Source organism: Synechocystis sp. LEGE 06083, from assembly GCF_015207725.1.
GTDB lineage: Bacteria > Cyanobacteriota > Cyanobacteriia > Cyanobacteriales > Microcystaceae > Synechocystis > Synechocystis salina.
Map to the genome: position 1 here is coordinate 1 of NZ_JADEWJ010000006.1, position 12825 is coordinate 12825.

Here is a 12825-nt window from a genome sequence, read left to right on the forward strand (position 1 = left end):
ATAGATAATTAGTAATTATTGATCGGCGGGTTAATATTTAAATTAAGCATCATTCACAGCAGTAATTTTTACTGCCGTTTCTAGTTCTGACTGCACCGCCAAACCCGTTTCCAGAAAAGTTTTCACTGGAGCCACTTCTCCCCCCACCGGACTGCAATAGGCGGGAATGGCACTGGCCACCAAAGCAATATGGCGATCGCCAACGGCCAAACCATGGGTGGGGTCATAGCCCCGCCAACCGGCCCCCGGCAAATACACCTCGGCCCAAGCATGGAGTTCCCATTGATTAACTTCCGGGTCTCCCACTTCGTAACCACTGACAAATCGGGCGGCCAAACCCATGGCCCGACAGACTTCCATAAATAGGACTGTTAGATCCCGACAGGAACCTTCCTTACCCCGCCAGGTAACCCCCGCTTCCCAGGGTTCCCCCGTGGCCCGCACCGTATAGGTACAATGTTCATATAACTTTTGGGTCAAATTTTGCAAAAAAGTAATTGGTTGCCGCTGACAGTCATGGGCAATGTCCTGAGCTAGTTCCACCGCCACCGGATCGAGGCGACCCTCATAAGGCACCAGGTAACCCCGCAATTGTTGCGCCAGGGATTGGGGATAGTCAAACGGTAACTTTAAAGCCCAGGGTTCCACCAAAAAGTTAAAGGGATTTTTCATGGTGGTTTCCACAACGGATTCCACGGCGATCGCCAGCTTTTCGGTGGGATCCGTGAACCAAATCTTCTCCTCAGCGTTGCCATCCAGGGTCGTAATTGCCGCTGATTCGGAGGGGAGGGGATCAATGATCAGTTTGTAAGACAGTAAATTTTGCCAACCATTACTGCGGGGTCTGAGGCGTAAACGGTGGGGACGTAAATAAACGGGCTGATTAAAGCGATATTCAGTGTGATGTTCGATGTGATAGGTTGCCATAAAATTGAAGAGTCTAGAGTCGATTATGGAAGGATATGCTGGAAAAATCTTAAGAATTAATAGATATTTTTGAATTTTTAAAGCTATAGTAATAACTTTATTCCAAGAGCCAATTAAAAACTAAACCAAGGCTGATTTGCAAAGTAGAAGCAAAGGTTGGCACTGGTATAATTTGCTCCGTTTGGGCAAAAATATTCGTCTGTGCTCCTGGAGTATAGGTAAAAATAATCTGCTCGTCAGGATCAATTAACCAGCCCATTTGGGTACCATGATTGAGACAATGGAGAATATTTCTAATTACCCTAGTTTGACTTTGATCCGGAGAAAGAATTTCAATCGCCCAATTGGGAGCAAGGAGAAAAGAGTTAGCAATTTCACCGTTAGCTTCCCTGGGAATGTTAGACCAAGCAAAAATAGACAGATCCGGGACGATGGAACGACCACCAAAAGTACAACGTAATTCGGGAAATGCCCTAGCAATTTTTTGAACTTTCAAAGATGCATTAATGACTGAAACTAATTCTCCTTGAATGACACTATGTTTTCCTTGGGGCATGGGTTTCTGAATAACTTGTCCTTCCAGATATTCTTTTGCAGGCTTAGTTTCTGGTAAATTGAGAAAATCTTCTAAGCTGATTGAAGGGGGCGCAATTTGTAGCATAGTTATCCTGTCATCATAGGTTAATGAGTTAAAGACTGATAAACTTCTAGGGTTTTGCGGGCAGTGTGTTCCCAGGAAAAATCCTTAGACCTAGTTAAGCTTTTTTGTTTTAATTGCCTCTGCCAATCCGGGTTGGCAACTATTTTTTCTAATGCTAACGCTAAAGCCTGGGGATCTTGGGGATCCACTAATACGCCACTGTCCCCCACCACTTCCGGTAGGGATCCAGCGTTAGCGGTAATTATCGGCAAACCAAAGTTCATAGCCTCCACCACGGGCAAACCAAAACCTTCGTAAAAAGAAGGATAAACAAAAGCGGTGGCTCTTTGATAAAACAGGGCTAACCATTGGTTGGGAATATAAGCCAAACGATGAATTTGATCTTTATAGGGAGAATTGGCGATCGCCGTTAAGATGGGTTCATATTTCCAGCCCAGTTGACCGATGAGTACTAATTGGTGGGGAGCTTTCGTGACTTGTTTGAATAAATTAAAAGCTTCGATCAGGCCAACCACATTTTTGCGGGGTTCCAGGGTGCTAACAAAAAGAAAATAGGGCACTGCAAAATTATAGGGAATGGCGGCTGACAATGGATCGTTTGCCAAATCACTTTCTAGAGAGGTTGACTCCGTTGATAATAGTGGATGGTATCGGCTAGCCTGGGGGGTAACAAAAATTCTTTCCGGAGGAAATTGATAATAATGGCTAATTTCCCGCTTGGTACTCTCGGCAAAGGTTAAAATTCCCTGGGCAAAGGGTAAACAACGTAAAATTCTTTGGTGATAGCGTTGGACAATGGGGGGAACAAATTCCGGAAATTTGAGGAAGGTTAAATCGTGAATTGTTAACAAGTTTATACTTTGTCGGCTAGGAAAAATGTAGTGATCGGTGCCATGGATAAGATCCGGTTTGCCTAGGCGTTTTTCTAACAAATTTATAATGGGATTGGCAAAACCAACCAGGCGATCGCTCAAGGTAACCGGCAAGGGTAAGCAAGTACAATTAGCAAATTCAGATAGATAGTTATTTTTTTGCCACTTTCCCCTTAACCAATCTTTAAACCCTGGTTGATAATAAATTTGGAGGGAAAATTGCCCTTGAAATTGTTGGCTATGCTGTAGTTGATTAAGGGCCCGCAGAAGGCTGAGATTATAAAAACCAATGCCACTCAATTGGCCCCTTATGGCTGTAGCATCCACACAAACTTTTAGCATCACCAATTAACTTTGCTCACTGTTGATAAATAATCTCTAGATGCCAAAATTTTAAGCGGGAACTTTTTCCAAGGGGAGGGTAAAGTAAATTTCTGCCCCTTTACTAACGGCGGTATTGAGACCAATTTTGCCACCATGGGCTTCGACAATTAGTTTACAAACATATAGCCCTAAACCTAGCCCTAGGGGATTATTATCCCGATCGCCGCGTTGATAGCGTTCAAAAACTCGGTCAGCGATGGCCAGGTCCACACCTACCCCATTATCTGTGACTCGACAGGTTAGGGTTTGGTCTAGGGCCGTAACTGTGATGGTAATGTTCAAAGGTTGGGAGCGGGGTAAAGGATTGTATTTAAGGCTATTGGCCAACAAATTTTCCAACACCCGCCAGATGAAATTGGCATCCCCCATGAATAAGGGCAAATTTTCCCCCAGATTCAAACTAAGGGTTACTTCCTGCTCCCCTAGTCCCAACGACCACTCCTGGGCAAAATCCCTCACTAGGGTGCCCAGATCAAGGCGTCGCAACACCAAAGGAACCCCCTGCTGTTCCCAATGTTGGCTTTCCACCAGGGAATTGATCAAGGCTAATTGACGTTCACAACTGTGGGCCATCTGCTCCAGGGTTTGGCGGGGTAGGGAAAGTTCCGTTTGGTTTGGATCGGCCCGTTTAAGATAATTGTTGAGCACCATGGACAGCCCCAACACAGGATTGCGGAGATCGTGGGACACCACCCGCAGGGAAACTTCCAGGGATTGTTCCGCCCGCTTTCGTTCTTGAATTTCTGCCCGCAGTTGATGTTTTTGTTGTAGCAGGAGCAGTTGATGCTCAATGCGGGCCAGCACTTCCTCCATTTGAAACGGCTTGGTGATGTAGTCCGCTCCCCCCAGGTTAAAAGCTTTGACTTTATCAAGTACGTTATCTAGGGCACTGATGAAAATAATGGGGATTTCCTGGGTATCGGGATTGGACTTTAACTGGGCACACATTTCATAGCCATTCATGGTGGGCATATTAACGTCTAGTAAAATCAAATCCGGCGGGGATTGCTCAATACTTTTGAGGGCGAAATTGGCATCCAATGCTTTGCGGATTCGGTAACCATGGGCAGACAAAAGATTAGCCAGTAGCCGTACATTGTCCGGGGTGTCATCGACAATAAAAAGGGTTTTACAGTCCTGGCCCATGGCGATCGCCTGCGGGAATTGATGGAGGGGAAAGAAAAGTTAAAGTTGAGACGAATTTTAAGCACCTGTTGTCACAGTTGGGAATATCAATTGGGTTACCCCACTGGGGTCATCTCCCCAAGACTGGATTCAATCGTCAGGAAAATCTGTTCAAAGCGGTATTCCCTAGCCCAGGTGGACAATAGGTGAGCCAGGGATGGTGACAAAGTCGGCAGGGACTCAACCAGGGCAATCAGTTCATCGTCATTGCATTCTAGGGCCATTTTCGTCATCTGTTGTCGCCAGGATGGGGGGGTCTGAGCCAATTGTTCTAATAGGGACGGAGCTGTGATGACAGGAAAGGGTCGGAGAGGGGAAGCCGGTGGTTGAATCTGGGAAGGTAAAGATACGGCCAGGTGTTTGGCTAGGAGGGCGATCAATTCTTCGGGGCGGAAAGGCTTGCGTAAAAAATCGTCACAGCCAGAGGCCAGGATTTCCGTCCGTTCTTCTTCAAAGGCACTGGCGGTGAGGGCAATGACGACCGTATGTTGCCCTTGGGGGCTAGCTTTAATTTTTTCGGTCGCACTTCGACCATCCAACACCGGCATTTGCATATCCATTAAAATCACCTGGGGCTGCCAACTCTCCCACAGGGCGATCGCCATTTCTCCGTTTTCTGCCTCTTGGACAACGAAGCCTAGGCTGGTGAGCAATTGGCACAGCAATAGCCGACTTTCCGGGCGGTCATCCACCACGAGAATTTTTTGATTGTACTGGTCCAGAGAAGGGAGAATTGCCGCCGAGATTTCCGGAGTCGGATTGGGGGCCGCCATCACCTGCACTGGAATGGCAAAAAAGAAAGCACTGCCTTGATTGACCTTACTCCTGACTTGAATTTGTCCCCCCATCAACTGCACAAATTTTTGGCTGATGGGCAGCCCTAAACCGTTACCTTGGCAAGACTTCAGCCCCGTTTCTGTCTGGGCAAAGGGCACAAACAGTTGATCCATCTCATGGGAAGCAATGCCCGCCCCCGTATCCGATACCAAAAAATGGAGCCAGATGGATGCTTCCTCACCCCCCTTGGTCTGGGGAGTAGGGGAAGTCAGATATTTAACCTTCAAGGTGACACCGCCCTGATCCGTAAACTTAATGGCATTGGCCAACAAGTTAATCAACACCTGCCGCAACTTGCCCCCATCGGTTTTAATCCATTGGGGCACCTCTGGTGATCGTTCCACCTGGAGGAGTAATTGTTTTTCCTGGGCTCGCAGTTGAAAAAGGGCCTGTAGATTGTCCAATAAACGATGGCAATCAATGGTTTTTTCATTTAGGGTGGTGCGGCCTGCCTCAATTTTGGACATTTCCAGAATGTCGTTAATCAGCTCTAGTAAATGCTCGCCGCTCCGGTTGATGATATCCAGGGTGGGACGGTGGGGGGCCAAACTGGGATCCCGATGTAACAGTTGGCTAAAACCAATGATGGCATTGAGGGGAGTACGCAATTCATGGCTAATGCTGGCCAAAAATTCCGTTTTAGCCCGATTGGCCGCATCCGCCGCTTCCTTTGCTTGGGTCAGGGTTGTTTCTGCTTGGTGCCGGGCTTGGGCGATCGCCAAAAATTGCCCCACCAGCTTGGCCAAGTTTAATTCCTCCGGGTTCCAGCCATAGTTGCCATGGAGATGAACCAGGCTAATGTAGCCCAACACTTGGGCATCCTTAACCATGGGCACCACCAAGATAGATTTCACCAGATCAAACTGCAGGGAGGCCTTATCCATCTCAGCCTCCGGCGGCATTTGCTCCACATCCCTCACCAAAACACCGTCACCGTCCTGCAAATTAGCCCAGATCCAGGGATAGGTGGCCACCGGCACCCCTTGAAAAGTTGATAACCGAGGAGCAGTACCCACCGCGCACCATTCTTCCGCCATATGTAAACAGTCCTTGGCCGGATCATGGTAAATCACATGGACCCGCTGACAACCAAACAACAGCCCCAGTTGCTCCATGGCAAAATGGACTGCCGTGGCCCAGTCCTTTTCCAGCAAAGTTCTCGCAATCGCCCTCAGACAATCTTCCCGTTCCAACTTTTGCTCCAAAACCTCCCCCCGGCGATCGCCTATCAGCCTAGGATTTGCACCATCCCACCAGTTGGGGACAGCCCCAAAGTGATACCCTTAAAGATGGCAAATTTGACCAAAACTAAACAGTAATCCTGTAGTCTAACTATAAACAAATTCCTAGACAATCAGCATGGTAGCCGTAAAAGAAGCAACTAACGTTGGCAAAATTACCCAGGTCATCGGGCCTGTAATTGACGCCCAGTTCCCCAGTGGTAAATTGCCCCGTATTTATAATGCCCTTAAAGTCCAAGGCAGAAACTCTGCTGGTAACGAAGTAGCTGTTACCTGTGAAGTGCAGCAGCTTCTCGGCGACAACCAGGTCCGCGCCGTAGCCATGAGCACCACCGATGGCCTCGTCCGGGGTATGGACGTGGTGGACACCGGGGCCCCCATCAGCGTTCCCGTGGGAATCGGCACCCTCGGTCGTATTTTCAATGTTCTCGGTGAGCCCGTGGACAACAAAGGCCCAGTGCCCAGTGGAGAAACCTTCCCGATCCACCGCCCCGCCCCCAAACTGGTGGACCTAGAAACCAAGCCCCAAGTATTTGAAACCGGCATTAAAGTAATTGACCTGCTTACCCCCTACCGTCAGGGTGGCAAAATCGGTCTATTCGGTGGTGCCGGTGTGGGCAAAACCGTAATCATGATGGAATTGATCAACAACATCGCCATCCAACACGGGGGAGTATCCGTATTTGGTGGTGTGGGGGAACGGACCCGGGAAGGGAATGACCTCTACAACGAGATGATCGAGTCTAACGTCATCAACGCCGACAAACCGGAAGAGTCTAAAATCGCTCTGGTGTACGGTCAGATGAACGAACCCCCCGGGGCTCGGATGCGGGTTGGTTTAACTGCTTTGACCATGGCGGAATATTTCCGGGATGTGAACAAACAAGACGTATTGCTCTTCATCGACAACATTTTCCGGTTCGTACAAGCTGGCTCGGAAGTATCGGCTCTGTTGGGTCGGATGCCTTCTGCCGTAGGTTATCAGCCTACCCTCGGTACGGACGTAGGGGATTTGCAAGAGCGCATCACCTCCACCAAGGAAGGTTCCATCACCTCTATCCAAGCGGTGTATGTACCGGCGGACGACTTAACTGACCCCGCTCCCGCCACCACCTTTGCCCACCTGGATGGTACCACCGTACTTTCTCGTGGTTTAGCCGCTAAAGGTATTTACCCCGCCGTGGATCCCTTGGATTCCACCAGCACCATGCTCCAGCCCTCCATCGTTGGGCAAGAGCACTACAACACCGCTCGGGAAGTGCAATCTACCCTGCAACGCTACAAAGAATTGCAGGATATCATTGCCATTCTTGGTTTGGATGAATTGTCCGAGGAAGACCGTTTGACGGTGGACCGGGCTCGGAAAATCGAGCGTTTCCTTTCCCAACCCTTCTTTGTGGCAGAGGTGTTCACCGGTGCCCCCGGCAAGTACGTGTCCCTAGCCGACACCATCAAAGGCTTCAAAGCTATTCTGGCCGGCGAATTGGATGATTTACCAGAGCAGGCTTTCTACTTGGTGGGAGACATCGAGGAAGCTAAGGCTAAAGGAGCTAAGCTCAAAGAGGGCTAAGAGCTGATTTGTCTGGGGTCTAAGTTGGGAGAATTAGGGGGAATAGGAATGGTTTTCTAGGATGACCATTGCTTTATTCCCCCTGCTTTCCTGGTCGACGATCGCCAGTTGTTTGCATAGAAACGCTATCAAAGGGAAATTCCTAAAAATGACGTTAACAGTACGGGTAATCACACCGGATAAGGTGGTTTGGGATGAAGAAGTACAGGAACTGATTTTGCCCAGCACCACCGGCCAACTGGGTATCCTCAGTAATCACGCTCCCCTACTCACCGCTTTGGAAATTGGGGTCATGCGGGTGCGCCCTGGTAAGGACTGGAAAAATATTGCAGTCATGGGGGGCTTTGCTGAGGTAGAAAATAACGAAGTGAAAGTATTGGTCAATGGTGCCGAGTTGGGCACAGAGATCAATGCTGAATCGGCCCGCCAAGCCTACACCGAAGCCCAAGGTGCTTTGGAAGAAGCAAACCGGGGGGAAGATAAACCCAACCAACTGAAAGCTTCTAACAATTACAAAAAAGCTCGGGCTCGCCTACAAGCAGCCGGTGGCGCTGTCTAGTTGGGACGGTTGTCATTGGTCAGCACAATGGCCCAGCCCAGCTTGGCTAGTCAAAGTCTTCCCAGTGTTGAAGCACTGTTAGCATTGGGGAGGCTTTTGCCTTGGCACTAGTCACCGTTTTTGCTTTCGCCCCAGCCCCACGACAGATTTAACCGATAAACAATGGGGACTGTGGATACTAGATCGCCTTGTTTGCCCTATGAAAAATCCTTGGAAAACTCCCAAAACAGTGGTCTCTAGCCCCAATGCCTGGCAACGGTTCGTCCTGGTGGCCACCCTGGTAATGGCGATCGTCGTTTTTAGTAATCTTTCCCTAGCCCCGGCCATAGCGAGGGACCTGGGAGCCCAGCCCAAAACCCATGACCAATTGACGTTCCCCCCCCTGCCGGAAATCAATCTGCCGGACTACGAACGTTACACTCTGCCCAACGGTTTGGTGGTCTATCTAATGCCTGACCGGAGACTGCCCCTGGTATCAGGGTCAGTAGTAATGCGGGCAGGAGCCCGTTGGGAACCAGCGGATCAAGTGGGGTTAGCCCAGTTGACGGGCGCTACTATGCGGTTGGGGGGCACAGAGCAGTATTCCCCCGCCCAACTGAACAATTTATTGGAGCAAAAGGCCGCCGCCATTGAAACCAGCATTGGCACCGCCTCTGGTTCCGCTAGTTTTTCTTCCCTTGGTAAGGACTTTGACTTGGTGTTTGACCTCTTTGCCCAAGTACTCCAAACCCCAGCCTTTGACGAAGCCCAAATTGCCTTGGCCAAAAACCAACTGCGGGGAGGCATTGCCCGTCGCAACGACGACCCTGGGGATATTGCCAGCCGGGAATTTAGCAAAATGCTCTATGGCTCCACCAGTCCCTACGCCCGCACGGTGGAGTACCAAACCTTAGCCAATATTGACCGCCAGGATATTGTTGATTTTCATCAACGCTACGTCCGTCCCGACCAGATGATTCTAGGTATTGTGGGAGACTTCGACGGGGAAACCATCAAGCAAACCATTGCGGAAAAATTTGGTAATTGGCAAGTGCCGGGAACGGCTCCCCAGTTAACTCCCCCCAGTGCTAGCCAGGTTAATGACAGTGAAGTTTTTTTGGTTAATTTGCCCCACGTTACCCAGAGCAATGTGCTTTTGGGGCAAATTGGCGGCATGGTGGACAGCCCTGATTACGCCGCCCTGTCGGTGATGAATGGGGTCCTGGGGGGCTTTGCAGGCAGGTTATTTAACAATATCCGCTCTACCCAGGGCTTAGCCTATAGTGTTTCCGGTAGTTGGCAGGCCCGCTATGACTATCCCGGTTATTTCTTAGCTGGGGGCCCTACCCGCACAGAAACCACAGTGCAGTTTCTCCAATCTCTGTTACAAGAGTTTGAAAAGTTACGCATCACCGAAGTAAGCCCGGAAGAATTGGCCTATGCCAAGGACTCAATTTTGAATTCCTTTGTCTTTAACTTTGAAAGACCGGGGCAAACCCTTTCCCGGTTGATGACCTACGAGTATTACGGTTATCCAGAGGATTTTATTTTCACCTACCAACAGGCGGTGATGGACACCACGGTGGCAGACGTGCAACGGGTAGCGGCCAAGTATCTCCGCCCCGAACAGATGATTGCGGTCATTGTGGGCCAAGGCGATCGCCTGAAGGATGAATTAGAAGCCCTAGACCGGCGGGTGGAAATGTTGGAAATTGCCATTCCCGAAGCTAACAGTTAATCGGGCCATGGATGGGCAGGGGAAGCAGAAAACGGTTCCAATAGATGCTCTAGCCACAGGAGTGGTGGTTACGGGTCTGGCCCTCGACACTGTCCTGGGCGATCAATTACAAACCTGGGAGAAGTTGTTACAGGGACAAACGGCCATCAAGCCCAAGCAACCCTTCACTAACTTGCCACCGTTACCTTTGGCACTGCGAGGAGATTATCCCCGTTCCCTAGGGCAGTTGGTGCCGCCATTAGTCCAGGCTGCCCTTGACGATGCCCTACTTGATCCCGCGGAAGAACCCTGGGGCGTGGCGATCGGTTCTAGTCGAGCCAGCCAGGGCCATTGGGAAGATTGGGTTGGCAGTAATACTAAGCCCCCGGTGGCGCCTAACTTTGGGCCGGTAGATTGGTGGCAGACCTTACCCGATCAGGCCGCCCGTCTCGCCGCCCAACTTCTACCAGAGGTAACGGTGATGCAATGTCCCATGGCGGCCTGTGCCACCGGATTATGGGCGATCGCCCAGGGGGTGGAGTTAATTAGAACAGGTCATTGCCAACGGGTTTTGGCCGGAGCAGTGGAAGCCCCCATTACACCGCTCACATTGGCCGGTTTTAGTAAAATGGCGACGCTAGCAACCGATGGTTGCTACCCCTTCGATCGCCAGCGCCAGGGTCTAGTGTTAGGGGAAGGGGGGGCATTATTGGTGTTGGAAAGCCGAGCCTTGGCCGAAAAGAGAAAGGCCAGAATTTACGGTGAAATTTTAGGTTGGGGTTTTAGTTGTGATGCTCTCCATCGCAGTACCCCCGCCTTTGATAATCGCAGTGCCCAAAAAGCAGTTAAACATTGCTTAACCCGTAGTGGCTTAATTCCAGTACAGATTAGTCTTATCCATCCCCACGGCACCGGCACCCTTTTTAATGATCAGCGGGAAGCGGCCTTAATTCAAACCATGTTCGCACCAAATACACCAATCACCTCCACCAAAGGGGCCACCGGCCATACCCTGGGGGCTTCCGGGGCGATCGCCGTGGCCTTAACATTACTGAGCCTGCACCAGCAAAAATTGCCTCCCTGTGTCGGCTTAAGGGAACCGGAATTTCCCCTCAATTTCACCTCCATTAACCCCTTGGCCCATGGGCGCTTAGCCTACGGCCTATGTCTCAGCTTTGGCTTTGGGGGACAAAACGGGGCGATCGCCGTGGGGGCATAGTCTTATCAATAAAATGAACCGGACGTCAAGTCTCGTTGACAAAAATTAACATTATGTTTACTATAAAGAACATAAGGCTATGGAAACCCGACAGAATTCCTTTGCAAGAACTATTAAGGGCACGGGTTCTAGGGGTTTCGGTACCTTCCATTGACATTGAGTTCTCCTAGATATGCCCTCGGTTATACCGGGGTATTTTTTTGTCTAATTACGCCTGCTTTTTGTCCTGGCGACTAGTCCCGCCGAATGGATTGAATTACTTCCCCCTGGGTGTTCACTAAATCAATCATCAATGGCATTTGCCCCGCCGCGTGGGTGGAACAACTAAGACAGGGATCATAGCAACGAATACCTGCCTCTACCCGGTTTAAAAAGCCTTCCTGCACATCATGATTGCGAATGTAATACTTGGCAATTTGAGCCACGGTTTTATTCATGGCCAAGTTATTATTACCCGTGGCGATGATCAGATTAACTTTCTCAATCAGACCATTTTGATCCACTTTGTAATGGTGAAATAGGGTTCCCCTGGGTGCTTCACTTACCCCCACTGCTTCGGTACAGTTAATTTCCGCCCTGGCTCGACAGTTTTTGGACAAAATATCTGGATCATCCATCAACAATTCGATGGCTTCTAAACAGGCGAGGATTTCCACCAAACGGGCGTAGTGATAAAAGAAGGAAGACGTGGCTACGCCTCCAGCCCGTTGACGATATTCCTCTAATTCTCGGTCTGCTTCCGGGGTGCCAATATGATGACAAACATTAAGGCGGGCTAAGGGGCCAACCCGATAAATACCGTCCGGGTAACCTAGGGGCTTATAGTAAGGAAATTTTAAATAGGACCATTTTTCCACCGACTCACCAATGAAATCAGCGTAATTATCTTCACTGAGATTATCGGCCACAATATTGCCTTCACTGTCGGTAAACCGCAAATGGCCACCATAATGTTCCCATTCCCCATGGGTTCCCACTAGTCCCATAAATAAAGAGGGAAACCGACCAAATTCTGCCACCTCAGTTTGGAAGCGGTCTAGGAGATTTTTAAACAAATTTAGAGCGACGTAAATGGTCTCTTTTGCTTCTGGTAAACGGTCCACAATCCACTGCCTTCCTTCTGCGGACAAGGGCGATCGTACTCCCCCAGGCACAGACCAAGCGGAGTGGATTTTTTTGGCTCCTAAAAGTTCAATCACCGTCTGGCCAAATTGTCGTAAACGGATGCCGGCCCTAGCTAAATCGGGATCAGCGGCGATTAAGCCAAACACATTCCGGGTAGCGGGGTCACTGTCCCAACCAAGCAGAAAATCAGGACTGCTGAGATGGAAAAAACTAAGGGCATGGGATTGGGTAATTTGCCCCAAATTCATTAACCGTCGTAGTTTTTCGCCAGCCGGAGGGATCTGCACCGCCAGTAACTTGTCCCCGGTTTTAGCCGCACAAAGGAGATGGCTCACAGGGCAAATGCCACAAATGCGGGCGGTAATACCGGCCATTTCCCACATGGGGCGGCCTTCACAGAATTTCTCAAAGCCCCGATACTCCACCACATTGAAGCGGACATCATCGACGTTGCCTTGGTCATTGAGAAAAATAGAGATTTTAGCGTGGCCTTCAATGCGGGTAACGGGATCAATAACAATAGTTTTAGACATGATAGTAAGTCAATTA

General features: G+C 49.7%; 10 protein-coding genes. 4 read left to right on the forward strand and 6 right to left on the reverse strand.

Translation table 11 applies throughout. The features are described 5' to 3' along the window. Nucleotides 1-42: 42 nt before the first annotated feature. The 5 genes from IQ219_RS00845 to IQ219_RS00865 form a co-directional block, all read right to left on the reverse strand. On the reverse strand, nucleotides 43-927 hold the full coding sequence (locus IQ219_RS00845; RefSeq protein ID WP_194019931.1) for a transglutaminase family protein: 885 nt from the start codon (nucleotides 925-927) through the stop codon (nucleotides 43-45). Between the two features lie 97 nt (nucleotides 928-1024). Beyond that, the gene (locus IQ219_RS00850; RefSeq protein ID WP_190596729.1) at nucleotides 1025-1588 is read right to left on the reverse strand and encodes a Uma2 family endonuclease; all 564 of its coding nucleotides are present in this window, start codon (nucleotides 1586-1588) and stop codon (nucleotides 1025-1027) included. A gap of 20 nt (nucleotides 1589-1608) precedes the next feature. After that, nucleotides 1609-2802 (reverse strand): glycosyltransferase family 1 protein, encoded by a 1194-nt coding sequence (locus tag IQ219_RS00855; protein ID WP_228016613.1) that lies wholly within the window; start codon nucleotides 2800-2802, stop codon nucleotides 1609-1611. Between the two features lie 51 nt (nucleotides 2803-2853). Next, a complete protein-coding gene (locus IQ219_RS00860) occupies nucleotides 2854-3990 on the reverse strand; it encodes a hybrid sensor histidine kinase/response regulator (RefSeq protein ID WP_194071421.1) in 1137 nt (378 codons plus the stop codon). A gap of 95 nt (nucleotides 3991-4085) precedes the next feature. Next, on the reverse strand, nucleotides 4086-6071 hold the full coding sequence (locus IQ219_RS00865) for a response regulator (RefSeq protein ID WP_194071422.1): 1986 nt from the start codon (nucleotides 6069-6071) through the stop codon (nucleotides 4086-4088). A gap of 154 nt (nucleotides 6072-6225) precedes the next feature. Between IQ219_RS00865 and atpD the strand changes: the two genes are divergently transcribed. The 4 genes from atpD (at nucleotide 6226) to IQ219_RS00885 (ending at nucleotide 11151) form a co-directional block, all read left to right on the forward strand. Then, nucleotides 6226-7677, forward strand: coding sequence for a F0F1 ATP synthase subunit beta (atpD, locus tag IQ219_RS00870; protein WP_194019926.1), 1452 nt, complete (start codon nucleotides 6226-6228; stop codon nucleotides 7675-7677). 148 nt (nucleotides 7678-7825) lie between these two features. After that, nucleotides 7826-8236, forward strand: a complete 411-nt coding sequence (atpC, locus tag IQ219_RS00875) for an ATP synthase F1 subunit epsilon (protein ID WP_190596739.1) — start codon at nucleotides 7826-7828, stop codon at nucleotides 8234-8236. Nucleotides 8237-8435: 199 nt separating this feature from the next. Next, nucleotides 8436-9953, forward strand: a complete 1518-nt coding sequence (locus IQ219_RS00880; RefSeq protein WP_228016614.1) for a pitrilysin family protein — start codon at nucleotides 8436-8438, stop codon at nucleotides 9951-9953. Next, nucleotides 9928-11151, forward strand: coding sequence for a beta-ketoacyl-ACP synthase (locus tag IQ219_RS00885; RefSeq protein WP_228016615.1), 1224 nt, complete (start codon nucleotides 9928-9930; stop codon nucleotides 11149-11151). Before IQ219_RS00880 ends, IQ219_RS00885 begins: the two co-directional genes overlap by 26 nt. Before the next feature lie 233 nt (nucleotides 11152-11384). On the opposite strand, the gene IQ219_RS00890 is transcribed toward IQ219_RS00885, so the two are convergent. Beyond that, nucleotides 11385-12809, reverse strand: coding sequence for a Ni/Fe hydrogenase subunit alpha (locus IQ219_RS00890; RefSeq protein ID WP_194071423.1), 1425 nt, complete (start codon nucleotides 12807-12809; stop codon nucleotides 11385-11387). Between the last annotated feature and the right edge of the window lie 16 nt (nucleotides 12810-12825).